We start from the raw sequence: 17,810 nt of genomic DNA, 5'->3' as shown, positions 1-17,810 counted from the left end.
GTTGTCAACCCTCACCGACCCTCATCCGGCCCTTTGACAAGCCACACCAGTGCATGGAACGGTCCACGACATGAAACCGCCGACGATCCGCGACGTGGCCGAGCTGGCCGGGGTCTCCAAGTCGCTGGTCTCGCTCGTGCTGCGCGGCTCCGAGCAGGTGCGGCCCGAGAAGCGGGAGGCGGTGCTGCGGGCGGTGCGGGAGCTGGGCTACCGGCCCAACGCCGCCGCGCGCAGCCTCAGCGAACAGCGCACCCGCACCGTCGGCGTGCTCCTGAACGACCTGCGCAACCCCTGGTTCGTGGACCTGCTCGACGGCCTCAACTCACTCCTGCACGACAACGGCCTGCGGATGCTGCTGGCCGATGCCCGCCTCAACCGCCGCACCGGCCAGGACCCCGCCGACCCGCTCCTCGACCTGCGGGTGGACGGTCTGGTCGTCGTCGGCACCCTGCCCGACCCGGCGGCCCTGGGCGCGGCGGCCGCCCGCGTCCCCGTCGTGGTCGCGGGTGCCCGCGAACCCGCCCCGGGCGGCGTGGACGTCGTGGCGGGCGACGACGAGCGGGGCGCGCGGCTGGTCACCGAGCACCTGATCGGCCTCGGTCACCGGCGCATCGCGCACATCGCGGGGTACGGCGCCGTCGGTGAGCTGCGCCGGCGGAGCTTCGAGGCGACGATGCGCGCCCACGGCCTCGCCGACCGGGCGTCGGTCGAGCCCAGCGACATGACGGAGGAGGGCGGCTACCGCACCACCGTCCGGCTGCTCAGCCGCCCGGACCGGCCCACCGCCGTCTTCGCCGTCAACGACATCGCCTCGGTGGGCGCGCTCTCGGCCGCCGAGGAGCTGGGCCTGCGGGTCCCGCACGACCTGTCCCTGGTCGGCTACGACAACACCAGCATCTCCCGGCTGCGGCACGTCTGGCTCACCACGGTCGACGGCGCCGGCCACGAGGTCGGCCGCCGCGCCGCCCGGTGTCTCCTGGACCGCTTCGAGAGGCCCGGGGGAGAGGGCCGGCTGAGCCTGGTGACACCCCAGCTGGAGATCAGGGGAACCACGTCCCCGCTCGTCACAGACTGATGGCGTACGCCTTCCGGAGCGTCTCGTGCACGGTCCAGGTCGTGCGGTCGCCCTCGCGGAGCACCGCCATGTCGCCGGGACCCACCGTCAGTGTCGGCCCGCCCTCGACCTCGATCGTGGCCGACCCGCTGATCACCACGAACAGCTCGTCCGCCTCGGTGTCGGTGACCACGCCCGGGGTGATCTGCCAGATCCCGCGGAGCTGCTTCCCGTCCGCGGACTCCCACACGACCTTCCCGGTCACCTCGGGCGCCCCGGAGACGATCCGCTCCGGATCGAGGGGCTCGGGCGCGAGCTCGGCGTCGGGGACGTTCACTACGAAGCTGTGGGTCATACGGCGACCCTAACGAGCCCTCCTTGGGCCCGTCCGCCGACACTGTGTGCGGTATCCGCCCTGGTGGGAGGACACTTCGTCGCGACTGGCGGGCCGGGCGGCGGCGGGTGATCGTGGAGGGCATGGCGCAGACCACCACGGCCGCCCCCGAGCCACGGCGACAGCACGACACCCGCGAGTCCGTCCTCTTCGGCGGTGTCTACGGCGCCGTACTCGCCTGCTCCATGGTCGCCGCCCTCACCCAGTACGGCCACACCACCCGCGCCAGCCGCCGCTACGACGCCCTCTGGCTGCTGGTGACCGCGCTGGCCTCGGCCCTCGCCCACGGCTACGCGCACTACATCGCCGAACGCGAGCCGCACCGCCGCTGGGACGCCGTGCGCATCCTCTCCGAGGAGTGGCCCCTGGTCACGGCGGCCCTGCCGACGGTGCTGCTGCTCGCCGGGGCGGGCTGGGGCTGGTGGGCCGCGAACGGGGTCGAGTACGCGGCGTTCGTCCTCAACATCGCCCTGCTGTTCGCCCTCGGCGTGGTCACGGCCCGCTGGTCCCACCGCTCCTGGCCGTTCGCCACCCTGACCGGCGCGGTGGACGCGCTGCTCGGCGTGGTCGTGGTGGTGGCCAACGCGATCATCAAGTAGCGGCGGCCGCGTCCTCGGGGGACGGCGGTCTGCCACCCCGCCCGGCAGGGCGGCACCCCGTCCGCGACCGGGTTCGCGCAGGTCGGCCGGGTGGGGGCGACTACCGTGGGAGAGGGGGCCGCACGAGTGTCCCCGGGTGTGCCCGGGGGCCGTACCAGGGAGGAAGCCGGGATGACGACCGACGCCATCGGGACGACCGTCACGGACGAGGCGGTGAACAGTCTCGCGGGCACCGCGGACCCGCGTCTGCGCGAGCTGCTGAGCGGCCTGATCCGGCATCTGCACGCCTTCGCCCGCGAGACGCGGCTGAGCCAGGCGGAGTGGGAGCGGGCGATCGGCTTCCTGACCGCGACCGGCCAGAAGTGCACGGACACCCGGCAGGAGTTCATCCTCCTCTCGGACGTGCTCGGCCTGTCGATGCTCGTCGAGACCATCAACGGCGACCGCGCCCCGGGCGCCACCGAGTCGACCGTCCTCGGCCCCTTCCACATGACCGAGTCCCCGGTCCGTGAACTCGGCGCGGACATCGACCTCGTGGGCGGCGGCGAGCCCTGCGTGGTCAGCGGCCGTATCCGGTCGGGGGACGGAACTCCCCTGCCCGGCGCGGTGGTCGACGTCTGGCAGGCGGACGGCAACGGCTTCTACGACGTCCAGCGCCCCGACGTGCAGCCGCCGGGCAACGGCCGGGGACTGTTCACCGCGGACGCCGAGGGCCGCTTCTGGTTCCGGACCTGTGTGCCGAGTCCGTACCCGATTCCGACGGACGGCCCGGTGGGGGAGCTGCTCGAGGCCACGGGCCGGCACCCGTACCGTCCGGCGCACATCCACTTCATCGCCACGGCACAGGGGCATGTGCCGGTCACCACGCACATCTTCGTCGCGGGCAGCGACTACCTCGGCTCGGACGCGGTGTTCGCCGTCAAGCCGAGTCTGGTGCAGGACTTCGACACGACCGACGACCCGTCCCTGGCACGGGAGTTCGGCGTCCCGAACCCCTTCCGGCACGCCCGCTTCGACCTCGTACTGGAGCGATCGTGAAGGACATCCTCGACTTCACCCACGAGTCCCGGCCCCAGCGGGTCGTCTTCCGGCCCGGTGCCGCCACCAACGCGACGGCAGGTGAGGCCGCCGGACTCGGCCTGCGCCGGCTGCTGGTCGTCTGCGGCAGCCGCGGCACGGCCACCGCACGGGCGGTCGCCGACTCCCTCGGCCAGGCGTGCGTCGGTCTGCACGACGGCGCCACGATGCACGTCCCCGTCGAGGTCGCCGACCGGGCCGTCGAGGCGGTCCGCGCGGCCGGCGCCGACGGCGTGGTCGCGGTCGGCGGCGGCTCCTCGGTCGGCCTCGGCAAGGCCATGGCCCTGCGCACCGGCCTGCCGCTGATCGCCGTGCCCTCGACCTACTCCGGCTCGGAGATGACCCCGGTCTGGGGCCTGACGGAAGGCGGCGAGAAGCGCACCGGCCGCGACCCCGTCGTCCTCCCGCGCAGTGTCGTCTACGACCCCGAGCTGACCCTCTCCCTCCCCGTGCCGCTGTCGGTGACCAGCGGTATCAACGCGATCGCCCACGCGGTGGAGGCCCTCTACGCCCCCGACACCACGCCCCTGATCGCCCTGATGGCGCAGGAAGGCGTGCGCGCCATGGCGGCCGCCCTCCCCGCCGTGGCCGACGAACCGGACTCCCTGGAGGCACGCGGCCGTGCGCTCTACGGGGCCTGGCTGTGCGGCTCCTGCCTGGGCGCCACCACCATGGGGCTGCACCACAAGCTGTGCCACGTCCTCGGCGGCACCTTCGGCCTCCCGCACGCCGAGACCCACACCGTGGTGCTGCCCTACGCCCTCGCCTACAACGCCCCCGCCGCCCCGGACGCGGCCGCCGCGGTGGCCCGCGCCCTGGACACGCACGACGCCCCGCACGCCCTGCGGGAGCTCGCCACCCGCCTCGGCGCCCCGCGCTCCCTGGCCGAACTCGGCCTGAAGGAGGCCGACTTGGCGGTCGCGGCGGCACAGACGGCGGGCCAGGCCGCCACCAACCCCCGCGCGGTCACGGTGGACGGCGCGCTCGCTGTGCTGCGGGCCGCCTACGAGGGCGGGGCGCCGGAGTTCCCGGCCGGCTGAGGGCGCCGCGGGGGCGAGGCCGGCCGGGGGTGCCGTAGCGGCGAACGCGAGACGGCCGTCGCCCCGCTCGCGCGGAACGACGGCCGTCTGCCGGGCGGTCGGCTCACACCTTCGCGGAGGCGGCCTCCACCTGCTCCGGCGCGTCGTCCTGCGCCACCGGGGTCGCCGTCTTCCGGCGCGGGATGAAGGAGGCGACCACGAAGGCCAGCAGGGCGGCTCCGGCGCCGATGGCCATGACGACCTTGAAGCCGTTCTCCGAGGGCAGCGCGTGCCCGCCGAAGTCGGTGGTCATCTGGGCCAGGATCACACCGGCGAGGGCGCTGGCGAAGCTGGTGCCGAGGGAGCGCATCAGGGTGTTGAGGCTGTTGGCGGCACCGGTCTGGGACGGGTCGACCGCACCCATGATCAGGGCGGGCAGCGCGCCGTAGGTGAAGCCGATGCCCGCGCCGATGATGCAGGAGACCAGGATGAGATGCCAGACCTCGCTCATCAGGACGATGTTGAGCGCGTAGCCGGAGGCCACGATCAGGGCGCCGATCATCAGGGTGACCTTCGGGCCCTTGGCCTGGGTGACCTTGGCCGAGACGGCGGACATGACCATCATGACCAGGCCCTGCGGGGCGAGCACCAGGCCGACGGTGAGCATGGACTTGCCGAGGCCGTAGCCGGTCTGGGTGGGCAGCTGGAGGAGCTGCGGCAGCACCAGGGACATCGCGAACATCGAGAAGCCGAGGGCGACCGAGGCGAGGTTGGTGAAGAGGACCTGCGGCTTGGCGGTCGTACGGAGGTCGACCAGCGGATGCTTGGCCTTCAGCTCCCAGAAGCCCCAGCCCAGCAGGATCACGACCGCGGCGGCGCCCAGCCCAAGGGTGGTGCCGGAGGTCCAGCCCCAGTCGGCGCCCTTGGAGACGGCCAGCAGCAGGGAGACCAGACCGGCGGACAGACCGAGCGAGCCGACCAGGTCGAAGCGGCCACCGGTGCGCACCTTGGACTCGGGCACGATCAGCAGCACCAGCACGAAGGCGACGGTACCCAGCACGGCCGAGGTCCAGAAGAGGATGTGCCAGTCCCAGCGGTCCGCGATGAACGCGGCCGCCGGCAGACCCAGCGCACCGCCCACCCCCAGCGAGGCGCTCATCAGCGCGGTGGAGCCGGCCAGCCGCTCGGCGGGCAGCGCGTCGCGCATGATGCTGATGCCCAGCGGGACCACGGCGGCCGCGAGACCCTGCAGCGTACGGCCGATGATCATCGGCACCAGGGAGTCGGCGAGGGCGGCGACGACCGAGCCGGAGACCAGCAGCACGATGCTGACCAGGAGCATCCGCCGCTTGCCGATCATGTCGCCGAGCCGGCCCACGACCGGGGTGGCCACGGCGGCGGCGAGCAGGGTGGCGGTGACGGCCCAGGCGGTGTTGGAGGCCGAGGCGTGCAGCAGGGTGGGCAGCTCCGGGACGATCGGGATGACCAGGGTCTGCATCAGCGAGACGACGATGCCGGCCAGAGCCAGGACCGCCACCACGGCGTTGGGCTTCGGCGGAGCGGATGTCCCCGCGTCGGCGGGTCGGGTCAGGGCGTCGGACATGGCAGGGCCTCCGGACAAGGGTTGTTGCTTGACTTACGCAAGCATAGACGGAATTGATTGACTTAAGCAAGTGGTGACTGAAGGGGCAGCTCGGTGACGACCTCGAAGCCGCCCTGGGGCCGGGGCCCGACCCGGATCTCGCCGCCGGCGGAACGTGCCCGCTCGCGCATGCCGATCACGCCGTAGCCGCCGGCCGGGGGAGCGGCGGCGGGCTCCGCGCCGCCGTCGTCGACGACGCTCACCGCCAGCCGATCCCGGCTGTAGACGAGCCGCACCTCGGCCGTACGGGCGACGGAGTGCTTGGTGACGTTGGTGAGGGCTTCCTGCACGATCCGGTACGCCGTCAACTCCGCACCGGCGGAGAGGGGACCGGCCTCGCCCTCGCTGGAGACGACGACCTTGAGCCCCGCGTTCTCGAACGAGGCCGCCAGCTCGGGCAGCCGGGCCAGCCCGGGGGCGGGCTCCAACGGTTTCTCCGCGTCGCCCGTCCGCCGCAACAGGCCGACGGTGGACTTGAGTTCACGCAGCGCGGACGAGGTCGTGCCGGTCAGATCGGCGGCGATCCGCCCCGCCTCCTCCGGCCGCCCCGGCAACTGCCGTGCCACCGCGCCGGCTTGGAGATTGGCGAGTACGAGGTGATGCGCGACGACGTCGTGCAGATCCCGGGCGATCCGCATCCGCTCCTCCGCGACCCGCCGCCGGGTCTCCTCCTCCCGGGTCCGCTCGGCGTGCTCGGCACGGGCCTGCACGGCCTCCAGATAGGCGGCCCGCAGCCGTGTCACCGTGCCCAGCGAGGTCGGCAGCAGCAACCAGGCGGCGGGACCGAGGAGTTTGAGCACCCACGGCTCACCGGGAGGCCCGGTGAGCAGCCCCGTGCCGACGAGCAGCGCGATACCGGCGAACGTGAAGCTGTTGGCGGTCCTGCGGCCGGTCCCGGCGGCCAGCGAGTAGAGCGCGACCATGAGCGGTCCGAGCAGCAGGACGGTGAGGAGATAGCCGAGGGCGGAGGCGGCGGTGGCGTACAGGAGGGTCACGACCACGGTGGTGCGGGGCAGGGAGCGCCGCCACAACAGGGACGGACACGAGACCCCGGCCAGGAGCACCCCGGGCCACCAGGCAATCCCCAGGTCCTGACCGGGGAGGGTGATCAGGCTGCCGGGGAACGAACAGGCGAAGAGGGCGGCGGCGACAGCTGCGTCGACGGGACGAGGGCGCCGCCGGGACGGACGTAGCAGATGCTCAGTCATGGAAGTGGGGGTTCCTGTAGATGCCGGCCGCGTCCCGCGCCCCCGTGGTCAGGGGGCGGGGAACCGGGCGACCGGCCACGACGAAGCCGCGGACAACCGATAAGAGCGGTGCCTACTCGAACGTGACGACGACCTTCTCCGCCGCCCCCGGGGTCATCGCCAGCTCGAACGCCCGCTCGGCCTCGGCGAAGGGCACCCGGTGACTGATCAGCTTCGCGAACCGCTCGTGATGCTCCACCAGTTCCGGCGTCACCTCGAAGATCTCGGTCGGATACCCCTGAGAGGCGATCAGCGTCAGCTCGCTGCGCAGCATCCCGCCCAGGTCGATGTCCGCGCCCTTCTTCTGCACGGCGACCATGACCAGCTTGGCCCCCCACTTCGCCGAGTCCACGGTCGTGTTGAAGACCGCGGCGACCCCGGCGGCGTCGATGTAGACGTCCGTGCCCGCCCGCGGCTGCCCGAGGGCGTTGGCCGCCTCGCCGTGCAGTTCGATCAGCCGCGAGGTGACGTCCTCGGCGGCGGAGTCGATGACGGCGTCGGCGCCCACTGCCAGGGCGGTCTCCAGCCGCTCGGGGATGACGTCGGCGACGACCACGTGCTCGACGCCCCGCAGCTTCAGCCAGATGGTGGCGCCCAGTCCGATGGGCCCGGCGCCGAAGACGACCACCTTGTCGGACGGTCTCGCCCCGGAGCGGTTGACGCAGTGCCGGGCGACCGCCATCGGCTCGTTCAGCGAGGCGACCTCGAAGGGCACGGTGTCCGGGAAGACGGCGACGGTCCTGCCGACCTCCGCGCCCTCCAGCAGCAGGTACTCGCTCATCGCGCCGTGCTCGCCGCCGCAGCCGATGATCCCGGACGGCACGCCCTGCGGGTTGACGACCACCCGGTCGCCCACCTTCAGGCCGGCGACCTCGGCGCCGACCTCCACGATCTCACCGGCCGGCTCATGGCCCAGCGGAATCGACCGCATGGAGCCGTCGGCGCCGGCGGGCATACCGCCGATGTGCAGGAAGAAGGTGTCGGTCCCGCAGATCCCACAGGCCCGGATCTTCATCAGCACGTCCTTCGGCCCCGGTACCGGACGCTCCACGTCCACCAGGTCGATCTGGTTGACGGCGCCGGTCTTGACGGACTTCATGGTGGCCATCGGAGGCTCGCTTTCTGGCTGGGGGAGTGTCGGTACAGGTGGTGCCGGGCCGGGTCCGCGGTCCTCGTGAGGGGAGGGACGCCGACCCGACCGGACGTGCGAGGTGTCACCGGGTCCGGCGCCGGGTGGGGGAGTTTCCCGGCGGCCGGACCCGGTGACCGCGCCGTTCCCCGTCCCCACGGAGCCGGCGCGCGGGGGCCGCCTCCGCTCGGTGCGGCCCCGGTCTGGTTGCTGTTCGGCTTGCTTGACTTAGGCAAGCACATTCGAGTTACTTAAGTCAAGCAAGCATCTTCATATTGCTTAAGTCAGGCAAGTAGACCTACTCTCGAGTACATGTCCGCGCAACGAACCGCCTCAGCGTCCGTCCCGGGGAACGTGAGCGACATCGAGCAGGCCCTCACCCGGGTCACCTATCTCGCCGGCCGGGCCCGGCAGCACGAGCGTCTGATGGCGTTGGCCGCGCTGCCGCTGGACCGGGCCGCCGTCGCCATCCTGCGGCACATCGCCGAGAGCGAGCCGCTGCGCCCGGGGGTGCTCGCGGTGCGGCTGTCGGTCGAGGCCTCCCATGTCACGCGCCAGTTGCGGCAGTTGGAGCAGGGCGGGTATGTCGTCCGGATCGCCGACCCCGAGGACCGGCGTGCCCAGCGCGTCCAGATCACCGACCTCGGGCTGGGCGCGGTCGAGCGGGTCCGTGAGGCGAGTCGCCGGGGGCTGGAAGTGGCCCTCGCCGACTGGTCGGGGGAGGACCTGAAGCGGCTCGCGGCGCTCTTCCATCGGCTGGTGGACGATTTCGTGGCCCATGCCGAGGACCCCCTGCCGGTGCCGCCGGCCGCCTGATCGGTCTCCGCTCGGCCGCCGGGCACGCGTCCCTCCGGGAGCGGGCCCGGTTCTGTCGCGCTCCCCGGGCGTGGCCGACAAAATTGTTGACAATGTTGTCCGGCTGGATTTAGGTTCGACAGGCGCTGACTCAGGGAGGGCGACGATGCCGGCAGAAGCCCGTCCGAGCACCGGAGAGCAGGCCAAGCAGCACGCGCTCGCGCAGCTGCGGCAGGCGATCCTGCACGGCGAGATGGCACCGGCGCAGCGGCTGGTGGAGAACGAGCTCGCCGAGCAGTTCGGTGTGACACGGGCCAGCATCCGCGCGGCACTCATCGATCTGGAGGCCCAGGGCCTCGTCGAGCGGATCCGCAACCGCGGCTCGCGGGTGCGGGTGGTGACCGTCGAGGAGGCGGTCGCCATCACCGAGTGCCGCATGGTCCTCGAAGGGCTGTGCGCGGCCAAGGCCGCCGTCGCCGCCAGTGACGAGCAGCTCGCCGAACTGACGGAGCTGGGCACGGCGATGACCAAGGCCGTGGCCGACGGTGAGCCGGTGACCTACTCCGAGCTCAACCAGGAACTGCACGCCAAGGTGCGCGAGTTCTCCGGCCAGCGCACCGCAGTGGACCTGCTGGAGCGGCTCAACGCCCAACTGGTGCGTCACCGCTTTCAGCTGGCGCTCAGGCCGGGGCGCCCGCAGCACTCCCTGAACGAGCACCTGGCGATGATCGAGGCGATCAGGGCCAGGGACCCGCAGGCGGCCGAGGCGGCCGTCCGCGCCCACCTCGCCAGCGTCATCGAGGCGCTGCGCGACTGAGGCCGCGCGGCCGAGAGCCGTTCTCCCGAGGCGGGCGCCCACCTGTCCACAGAGGAGATTGCAGCAATGACCGAGGCCAACGCGCCCGCCCCCACCCCACGTTCCACCCTCGTCGTCACCGCGCACGCCGGGGACTTCGTGTGGCGGGCGGGCGGCGCCATCGCCCTGGCCGCCTCCCGCGGGGAGAAGGTCACCATCGCCTGTCTCACCTTCGGCGAGCGCGGCGAGTCCGCCAAGGCCTGGCGCGAGGGCAGGCGGCTGGACGAGATCAAGGCGATGCGCCGGGACGAGGCCGAGCGCGCCGCCGCCACCCTCGGCGCCGAGGTCCGCTTCTTCGACGCCGGCGACTACCCGCTGCTCGAGAGCGCCGAGCTGACCGATCAGCTGGTGGCTGTCTACCGGGACGTCCAGCCGGACGTGGTGCTCACCCACCCCACCGAGGACCCGTACAACGGCGACCACCCGGCCGCCAACCGGATGGCCCTGCAGGCCCGTATCCTCGCCCAGGCCATCGGCTACCCGGCCGAGGGCGACGTCATCGGCGCCCCGCCGGTCTTCTACTTCGAGCCGCACCAGCCCGAGATGAGCGGCTTCCGGCCGGAGGTCCTCCTCGACATCACCGAGGTCTGGGACACCAAGCGCAAGGCCATGGAGTGCCTCGGCGCCCAGCAGCACCTGTGGGCCTACTACAGCGACCTCGCCGTACGCCGTGGCGTCCAGCTCAGGCGGAACGCCGGCCCGAACCTGGGCCTGGCGCACACCACCCTGGCCGAGGCGTACATGCGGCCGTTCCCGCAGATCGCGAAGGAGCTGGCATGAGCGGCGTCATCGTCACCGACCCGCCGAAGGCGGACCCGCGGGACGTCGAGGCGCTCGCCGGCTTCGGGGTGGCCACCGTGAGCGAGGCGATGGGCCGAACAGGCCTGCTGGGGCCGGAGATCCGGCCCGTCCAGCACGGTGTACGGGTCGCGGGCACCGCCGTCACCGTGCTCAGCTGGCCCGGTGACAACCTCATGATCCACGCGGCCGTCGAGCAGTGCGCGGAGGGCGACATCCTGGTCGTCACCACCACGTCCCCGTGCACGGACGGGCTGTTCGGCGAACTGTTCGCGACCGCTCTCCAGCGGCGGGGCGTCCGCGGGGCCGTCCTCGGCACCGGCATCCGGGACACCCGGGAGCTGCGGGACATGGGCTTCGCCGCCTGGTCCCGGGCCGTCTGCGCACAGGGCACGGTGAAGGCCACCGGCGGCTCGGTCAATGTGCCGATCGCCATCGACGGCCAGGTGATCCGCCCCGGCGACGTGATCCTCGCCGACGACGACGGTGTCGTGGTCGTCCCGCGCGAGCGCGCCCGGGAGACGGCCGAGCGGTCCGAGGCCCGCGAGGCCAAGGAGGCCGCCACCCGCGCCGCCTTCCTCGACGGCCAACTCGGCCTGGACCGCTACGGGTTGAGGGACACCCTCAAGCGCCTCGGCGTCGAGTACCGGACGTACGAGGAGTACACCGGGGAAGTGTCGTGACCGGTTACGACACGTACCCGGGGGAGGTGTCGTGACCGGGTACGAGGAGGTGCGCTGTCTGCTGATGCGCGGTGGCACCTCCAAGGGCGCCTACTTCCTGGCCGAGGACCTGCCCGCCGATCCGGCCGCCCGTGACGAACTGCTGCTGCGGGTCATGGGCAGCCCGGACGAGCGGCAGATCGACGGCCTGGGCGGCGCCCACCCGCTCACCAGCAAGGTGGCCGTCGTCTCGCCCTCCGCCGATCCGGACGCCGACGTCGACTACCTCTTCCTCCAAGTCGTGGTGGACCGGCCGGTGGTGAGTGACCGTCAGAACTGCGGCAACCTCCTCGCCGGCGTCGGCCCGTTCGCCGTCGAACGAGGGCTGGTCCCGGCGGGGGAGGAGAGGACCTCCGTCCGCATCCGCATGGTCAACAGCGGCGACCTCGCCACGGCGACCTTCCCCACGCCGGGCGGGCGGGTCGAGTACACGGGAGACGCCGAGATCTCCGGCGTACCCGGGACGGCCGCCTCCGTGCTCCTCGAATTCCCGCCCGGCGCAGGGCGGTTGCTGCCCACCGGCAATGTCCGTGACGAGATCGACGGAGTGTCCGTCACCTGCGTCGACAACGGCATGCCCACGGTCCTGATCGAGGCCGCCGCCCTCGGCGTCACCGGGTACGAGACGCCCGGAGACCTGGAGGAGGACCTCGCGCTCGCCGGCCGGCTGCGGGAAATCCGCCTGGAAGCAGGGAGGTTGATGGGCCTCGGTGATGTCTCGGACGCCACCGTGCCCAAGCTCACCCTCCTCGCCCCGCCCCGGGAGGGCGGCGCGATCACCACCCGCACCTTCATCCCGGTCCGCTGTCACCCCTCCATCGGCGTGCTCTGCGCGGCCGGAGTGGCCGCCGGACTGCGGATCGAGGGCGCCGTGGGCGCGGAACTGGCCGAGACCGACGCCGTCGGCGACCGTATCCGCATCGAACACCCCACCGGCTTCCTGGACATGGAGAGCAGCCTGGGAGCCACCCCCGAGGGCCTGCCCGTCGCCCGCCGCACCGCCGTGGTCCGCACGGCCCGCAAGATCTTCGACGGCGCCGTCTTCCCCCGAGCCGCCGAGACGGTGTCCATCCCCCCGCGACCCCGAGGAGGTCGACGATGACCCCGCCGCTCGGCGACATCGCCCACATCGGCCACGCCCAGCTCTTCACCCCCGACCTGGACGCCAGCGTCGCCTTCTTCACCGACTACCTGGGCCTCACGGTGAACGGCCACGACGGCGGCACCGTCTACCTGCGGACCTTCGACGACTACGAGCACCACAGCCTGGTCCTCACCGGACGCGAACAGCCAGGCCTCGGCCGGCTCGCCCTGCGCACCTCCGGCGAGGAGGCACTGCACCGCCGTATCAGGGCGATCGAGGAGTCGGGCGGCACCGGCAGGTGGGCCGAGGACGAACCCGGCCTCGGGAAGCTGTACCTGACGACCGATCCGGACGGCCATGAACACGCGCTGTACTGGGAGAGCGAGCACTACCGGGCCCCCGAGGAGCTGCGCCCGGCGCTGAAGAACCAGCCACAGGCCAAGCCCAACAAGGGAGTCGGTGTCCGCCGCCTGGACCACGTCAACTTCCTCGCCGCCGACGTGCTCGCCAACGCGGAGTTCCAGGAACGGGTGCTCGGGGCCCGCCCGACCGAGCAGATCCGGCTCGACTCCGGGCGGATCGCGGCGCGTTGGCTGACGTACACGAACAAGTCGTACGACGTCGTCTACACCGAGGACTGGACCGGTGCGGCAGGCCGGCTGCACCACATCGCCTTCGCGACCGACACCCGCGAGGACATCCTGCGCGCGGCCGATCTCGCCGTCGACAGCGGGGTGTTCATCGAGACGGGCCCGCACAAGCACGCCATCCAGCAGACGTTCTTCCTGTACGTCTACGAGCCCGGCGGCAACAGGATCGAGCTGTGCAACCCGCTCACCCGCCTTGTGCTCGCGCCCGACTGGCCGCTGATCACCTGGACCGAGGAGGAGCGGAAGAAGGGGCAGGCCTGGGGCCTGAAGACCATCGAGTCGTTCCACACGCACGGGACGCCTCCGGCCGCCTGACAGCCCCCGGCCGACGAGGCCGGCGACCTCGGCGCGGGGCCGACCCGCCGCCCCGCCGGGGCACCCCAGCGGATGCGGGAGGATCGCCCTGGGCGCAGGCTCAAGGTATGAGCGAACGCTGGGACGTCCGCCGCGCGGGCCCCGCCGACGCGTCGCACCGGGTGCTGATGATCCCCGGCGGCATGTGCTCGACGGAGTTCTACGCCGACGTGATGGCCGAACCCGCACTCGCGACCGTGGGCATGACCGCGGTCACCCAGCCTGGCTTCGCCGGGACGACGGCCCCGGAGGACGTCACCATGGAGCACTACGCGGAGCTGCTGGCGCGCTTCGCGGGCGACACCGGCTGCGATGTGGTGGTGGGGCACAGCCTCGGCGCGAACGTGGCCATCGAGATGGCCGCGGCCGGCCTGTTCAAGGGCCCGCTGGTGCTGCTGTCGCCGACCTTCTCACGCGCGGACGAGGCGACGTTCCTGGCGGCGATGAACGCGGTCGGGCGCGTACCGCTGCTCGGCCGCGCGGTCTGGACCGGCATGATCAAACTGCTGCCGAGGGCGATGAAGCGCGAGATGCCCGCGCACCGGGCCGACACTCTCTCCGCGGTGATGGCCCACAACGACGCCACGACCTGCCGCCGGATCGTTCGCCGCTACTACGAGTACCTGGACCGGTATCCCTCGCTGGTCCCACGCCTGTGTGTCGCCGCCGTCCCGTCCTGGGTCGTACGCGGCGACCACGACGAGATCGGGCTGGCGGAGGACGAGCGACGGGACCTGGAGGCCTGCCCGCACGTCCGGATGGTCACCGTGCCGGACGCCGGGCACCTGGTTCTGGTCGAACAGCCCGCGCGGGTCGCCGACGTGATCGTGGAGGCGGTGTCGGCGGCCGGCGGCTGAGGGGTACGGCATCGGCCTCGTCCACGAGTGCCGTGCTTCACGCGTCCGACGCTTCGTCCGCCTCGGCCGCCCGGTCGCCGACGGCGCGTCGGACGTGACCGGCGATCAGGGCGTAACTGCGCCTGGCCCGTTCGTCGTCCGTGCCGTCGTAGCCGTGGTCCGCCCCCACCACGTCATGGTGCTCCACCAGCGCCCCCGCCATCCGCAGCCGGTCCGCGTACCCCACCGCCTCCCCCTTGAGCACGTCGTACTCGGCGGTGATCACCAGAGCCGGCGCGATGCCCTGGAGGTCGGCCGTGTCGGACGGATGCGCGGGCGAGACGAGCCGGTCCGTCCGCATCCGCACGTCGGGGACGTACGACGTGTCGAAGACGTCACCCATCCAGGGGCGCAGCAAGGGCCTGGCGATCGCGGCCCGCTTGTTCCTGATGCCGGTCGCCAGATCCAGCGGCGGATAGTGCAGCACCTGGAGCGCGATCGGCGGCCCGCCCTCCTCCAGCGCCTGCCGCGCCACGGCCGCCGCGAGACCACCGCCTGCGCTCTGTCCGCCGACGGTCAGCCGGCTCCCGTCCCAGCCGTGCGCGGCACCGTTTTCGGCGACCCAGCGGACCACGTCGTACGCCTGCCGGGGCGGGGCCGGAAAGGGGTGCTGGGGTGCGACGACGTAGTCCACGTTGAGGACGACGACCCCCGCCTCGGCGGCGAGGAAGCGGCACAGGGGGTCGTCGAGTTCCGTGAGCGTCATGACGTAGCCGCCGCCGTGGAAGTTGACGTGGACGGGCGGCGTCCCCCCGGCCGTGGGCCGGTAGACCGTGACCCGGGCCGGGGCGATCGACGTGGGAATCGTCAACTCGCTGACGGAGCGCGGGAATTCGGGGAATCGGGCGTGCGAGGCGGCGGCCGAGCCGCGTCCCCCGGAGCGCCGGTCGGCGAGTCGCGTCATGCGCTGGAGTGTCTTGGCGGCGAAGGTGGCCAGTGCCGGCCGGGCCAGGAGGGACATGCCGGCCAAGTTACTTGAGTCACGCAAGAAAAAGCTAGATCGGTGTCGGGGTCGGCTTCCCGGTGGTCACCGGTGTCAGTTCGCCGGACGCCCCGTGCGCACCCCGTCCAGTGCGATGCCCAGAACCCGGTCCCGCTGCGCGTCGTCGACGAAGGCCGTTCCGGTGACGCCCGAGACCAGCCGCAGCAGATCGCCGATGTCCATGTCCTTGCGGGCCACGCCCGCCTCCTGTGCCCGCTCGAGCAGCGGGACGCCGGCGGTGTAGAGCGAGTCCCGGCAGGCGTCGAAGATCTCGGACTCGCCGTCGAGTGCCTCGCGGATGGCGCGCTTGGTCACCATGTAGCCGGCAAACCGGTCCAGCCAGGCGGTCAGCGCCGTCCATGGCTCCAGTCCGGCGACCTCCTCGGCCACCCGGACGAGCTCGTTGACGTCCTCCGCGTACACGCTCTCGAACAGCTCGCGGCGGGACGGGAAGTTCCGGTACAGCGTGCCGATGCCCACGCCCGCGCGGCGCGCGATGTCCTCCAGCGAGGCGTCGGCGCCGTGCTCGGCGAAGGCCTCGCGGGCCGCCTCGATCAGGGCGTCGTAGTTGCGCGCCGCGTCCTTCCGGTGGGGTCGGCGGGACGCCACGATCTCGCGGACGGGGAACGGCTGAGCCGGCACTGCTGCCTCCCGGGGCGGGTACGGGTTGAACCGGAGGTGCACCTCCGCTACAGTGGAGGTGTGCCTCCACTTTAACAGTGCGCGGCCCTCAGTACCTTTCCCGTACCTTGCCCAGCACCTTTCCGCGACCGCTCACCGCGGCCGTCGGCGTGCCCGGAGCCGCCCGTGGAGGCGGACCGGGTCCGTACGACCGTGGCCCGAGAACCTCGGCCGCACCCCCGTTCGTTCGGAGAGGCCTTTTCATGCCCCGCAAGTCCACCCGTCTCACCTTCGCGGTCCTCGCGACCGGCGCCGGTGTGTTCTCCATGCTGCAGTCGCTGATCGCGCCGGCCCTGCCGACCGTCCAGCACGCCCTGCACACCTCCCAGTCCACCGCGACCTGGGTGATGACGGCCTATCTGCTGTCCGCCTCCGTCTTCACCCCGATCCTCGGTCGCGTAGGCGACCTGGTCGGCAAGAAGCGCACCCTGGTCGCCGTCCTGCTCGTCGTGCTGGCGGGCTGTCTGCTCGCCGCACTCGCCCCGAACATAGGGGTGCTGATCATCGCCAGGGTCGTGCAGGGCGCGGGCGGCGCGCTCTTCCCGCTCTCCTTCGGCGTCATCCGGGACGAGTTCGACCCCTCCCGGGTCCCCGGCAGCATCAGCAACCTGTCCGCCGTGATCGCCGCGGGCGGCGGCGTCGGCATCGTCGCGGCCGGACCGATCGTGTCCGCGCTCGACTACCGCTGGCTGTTCTGGATCCCGGTCGCGGTGGTCGCGGCCACCGTCGTGATCGCCCTGCGCTATGTTCCCGAGTCCTCCAACAGGGCCGAGGGCAGGGTGAGTTGGCTCGGTGCGGGGCTGCTGTCGGCGTGGCTGGTGGCGCTGCTGCTGCCGCTGAGCCAGGCGGGCAAGTGGGGTTGGGGCTCGGGCCGGGTCATCGGCCTGTTCGCGGTGGCCGGGGCCCTGTTCGCCCTGTGGCTGTTCACCGAGGCCCGCTCCCGCACCCCGCTCATCGACCTGCGGGTGATGCGGCTGCCGGCCGTGTGGACCACCAACACCGCCGCCCTGCTGTTCGGCGCCGGCATGTACGCGCTGTGGTCGTTCCTCCCCGGCTTCGTCCAGACACCGGGCTCCGCCGGCTACGGGTTCGGCGCCAGTGTCACGGCCTCCGGGCTGCTGATGCTCCCGATGCTGGTGGCGATGTTCGTCTCCGGCATCCTCAGCGGGCGCCTGGAGCCCCTGGTCGGCGCGAAGACACTGCTGACGACCGGTGCCGCGCTCGGCGCCCTCGCCCTCGGCCTCCTCGCCCTGTGGCACGCGGCGCAGTGGCAGATCGCCGTCGTCTCGGGTCTGTTCGGCCTCGGCATCGGACTGGCCTTCGCCTCCATGGCCAACCTCATCGTCGGCAGCGTCCCGCCCGACCAGACCGGCGCCGCGACCGGTATGAACGCCAACATCCGCACCATCGGCGGCTCCATCGGCGCCGCGGTGACCAGCGTCCTGGTCACCGGCCGGCTCCAGCCCTCCGGCCTGCCGTACGAATCCGGCTACACCCACGGCTTCGCCCTGCTGGCGGTGCTCTGCCTGGCCGCCGCACTGGCCGCGCTGCTGGTGCCGTCGGCCCGCGCCGGCCGTCTCACCGGCCCCCGTGCGGCAGGCGACCCGGCGCACACCGAGCCGGAAACGGCCGTCCCCGCCGCGCGCGGCTGACCCGCACGGCCGGTCCGGACCCCACCGGGCCGGCCCCGCGGCCGGGCCGACACACACACCGGCGCCCGTACGGTAAGGTTGACCTGCGTGATCGCGCGGTTCGCCGCGCGGGCGCACCGGGACGTGGCGCAGCTTGGTAGCGCACTTGACTGGGGGTCAAGGGGTCGCAGGTTCAAATC

General features: G+C 72.3%; 18 protein-coding genes. 12 read left to right on the top strand and 6 right to left on the bottom strand.

The genetic code is table 11. The features are described 5' to 3' along the window. The first annotated feature begins 70 nt into the window (after nt 1-70). A complete protein-coding gene (locus tag ABZT17_RS06610; RefSeq protein WP_356344513.1) occupies nt 71-1,075 on the top strand; it encodes a LacI family DNA-binding transcriptional regulator in 1,005 nt (334 codons plus the stop codon). Here ABZT17_RS06610 and ABZT17_RS06605 read toward each other — a convergent pair. Continuing rightward, the gene (locus tag ABZT17_RS06605; protein ID WP_356344511.1) at nt 1,065-1,409 is read right to left on the bottom strand and encodes a cupin domain-containing protein; all 345 of its coding nucleotides are present in this window, start codon (nt 1,407-1,409) and stop codon (nt 1,065-1,067) included. The two genes, ABZT17_RS06610 and ABZT17_RS06605, sit on opposite strands and share 11 nt — an antisense overlap. 122 nt (nt 1,410-1,531) lie before the next feature. On the opposite strand from ABZT17_RS06605, the gene ABZT17_RS06600 reads away from it, so the two are divergent. The 3 genes from ABZT17_RS06600 to ABZT17_RS06590 all read left to right on the top strand — a co-directional run bounded on the left by ABZT17_RS06600 (nt 1,532) and on the right by ABZT17_RS06590 (nt 4,164). Then, complete coding sequence (locus tag ABZT17_RS06600; RefSeq protein WP_356344509.1) at nt 1,532-2,047, top strand: hypothetical protein; 516 nt, start codon at nt 1,532-1,534, stop codon at nt 2,045-2,047. Nucleotides 2,048-2,218: 171 nt separating this feature from the next. Then, nucleotides 2,219-3,085: an intradiol ring-cleavage dioxygenase gene (locus ABZT17_RS06595; protein ID WP_356344506.1), complete on the top strand. Its 867-nt coding sequence runs from the start codon at nt 2,219-2,221 to the stop codon at nt 3,083-3,085. Continuing rightward, nucleotides 3,082-4,164, top strand: a complete 1,083-nt coding sequence (locus ABZT17_RS06590; RefSeq protein ID WP_356344504.1) for a maleylacetate reductase — start codon at nt 3,082-3,084, stop codon at nt 4,162-4,164. Before ABZT17_RS06595 ends, ABZT17_RS06590 begins: the two co-directional genes overlap by 4 nt. Before the next feature lie 103 nt (nt 4,165-4,267). On the opposite strand, the gene ABZT17_RS06585 is transcribed toward ABZT17_RS06590, so the two are convergent. From ABZT17_RS06585 to ABZT17_RS06575, 3 genes are all read right to left on the bottom strand, one after another. Further along, on the bottom strand, nt 4,268-5,746 hold the full coding sequence (locus ABZT17_RS06585; RefSeq protein ID WP_356344502.1) for an MFS transporter: 1,479 nt from the start codon (nt 5,744-5,746) through the stop codon (nt 4,268-4,270). Between the two features lie 62 nt (nt 5,747-5,808). Beyond that, complete coding sequence (locus ABZT17_RS06580; RefSeq protein ID WP_356344500.1) at nt 5,809-6,993, bottom strand: histidine kinase; 1,185 nt, start codon at nt 6,991-6,993, stop codon at nt 5,809-5,811. 112 nt (nt 6,994-7,105) lie between these two features. Then, nucleotides 7,106-8,140 carry a zinc-binding dehydrogenase gene (locus ABZT17_RS06575; RefSeq protein ID WP_356344497.1) on the bottom strand — a complete coding sequence of 345 codons (1,035 nt, stop codon included), beginning with the start codon at nt 8,138-8,140 and terminating at the stop codon, nt 7,106-7,108. Between the two features lie 333 nt (nt 8,141-8,473). Between ABZT17_RS06575 and ABZT17_RS06570 the strand changes: the two genes are divergently transcribed. The 7 genes from ABZT17_RS06570 (at nt 8,474) to ABZT17_RS06540 (ending at nt 14,277) form a co-directional block, all read left to right on the top strand. Then, on the top strand, nt 8,474-8,977 hold the full coding sequence (locus tag ABZT17_RS06570; protein WP_356344495.1) for a MarR family transcriptional regulator: 504 nt from the start codon (nt 8,474-8,476) through the stop codon (nt 8,975-8,977). Between the two features lie 145 nt (nt 8,978-9,122). Then, nucleotides 9,123-9,773, top strand: a complete 651-nt coding sequence (locus ABZT17_RS06565) for a GntR family transcriptional regulator (protein WP_356344493.1) — start codon at nt 9,123-9,125, stop codon at nt 9,771-9,773. Between the two features lie 66 nt (nt 9,774-9,839). After that, on the top strand, nt 9,840-10,592 hold the full coding sequence (locus tag ABZT17_RS06560; RefSeq protein WP_356344491.1) for a PIG-L deacetylase family protein: 753 nt from the start codon (nt 9,840-9,842) through the stop codon (nt 10,590-10,592). Further along, on the top strand, nt 10,589-11,293 hold the full coding sequence (locus ABZT17_RS06555) for a 4-carboxy-4-hydroxy-2-oxoadipate aldolase/oxaloacetate decarboxylase (RefSeq protein WP_356344488.1): 705 nt from the start codon (nt 10,589-10,591) through the stop codon (nt 11,291-11,293). Before ABZT17_RS06560 ends, ABZT17_RS06555 begins: the two co-directional genes overlap by 4 nt. A gap of 31 nt (nt 11,294-11,324) precedes the next feature. Then, nucleotides 11,325-12,434 carry a 4-oxalomesaconate tautomerase gene (locus ABZT17_RS06550; RefSeq protein ID WP_356344486.1) on the top strand — a complete coding sequence of 370 codons (1,110 nt, stop codon included), beginning with the start codon at nt 11,325-11,327 and terminating at the stop codon, nt 12,432-12,434. After that, on the top strand, nt 12,431-13,381 hold the full coding sequence (locus tag ABZT17_RS06545; protein WP_356344484.1) for a VOC family protein: 951 nt from the start codon (nt 12,431-12,433) through the stop codon (nt 13,379-13,381). Before ABZT17_RS06550 ends, ABZT17_RS06545 begins: the two co-directional genes overlap by 4 nt. Before the next feature lie 107 nt (nt 13,382-13,488). Continuing rightward, the gene (locus ABZT17_RS06540) at nt 13,489-14,277 is read left to right on the top strand and encodes an alpha/beta hydrolase (protein WP_356344482.1); all 789 of its coding nucleotides are present in this window, start codon (nt 13,489-13,491) and stop codon (nt 14,275-14,277) included. Nucleotides 14,278-14,314: 37 nt separating this feature from the next. On the opposite strand, the gene ABZT17_RS06535 is transcribed toward ABZT17_RS06540, so the two are convergent. Then, nucleotides 14,315-15,277 (bottom strand): alpha/beta hydrolase fold domain-containing protein, encoded by a 963-nt coding sequence (locus ABZT17_RS06535; protein ID WP_356344480.1) that lies wholly within the window; start codon nt 15,275-15,277, stop codon nt 14,315-14,317. Nucleotides 15,278-15,352: 75 nt separating this feature from the next. Then, nucleotides 15,353-15,940, bottom strand: coding sequence for a helix-turn-helix domain-containing protein (locus tag ABZT17_RS06530; RefSeq protein ID WP_356344477.1), 588 nt, complete (start codon nt 15,938-15,940; stop codon nt 15,353-15,355). A 242-nt stretch (nt 15,941-16,182) separates the two neighbouring features. On the opposite strand from ABZT17_RS06530, the gene ABZT17_RS06525 reads away from it, so the two are divergent. Then, entirely contained in the window at nt 16,183-17,631 is a 1,449-nt protein-coding gene (locus ABZT17_RS06525; protein ID WP_356344474.1) for an MFS transporter, read from the top strand. The last annotated feature ends 179 nt before the right edge of the window (nt 17,632-17,810 follow it).

Source organism: Streptomyces sp. NPDC005648, from assembly GCF_040605395.1.
Classification (GTDB): Bacteria; Actinomycetota; Actinomycetes; order Streptomycetales; family Streptomycetaceae; genus Streptomyces.
This window is presented reverse-complemented; position numbering and strand designations above follow the sequence as displayed.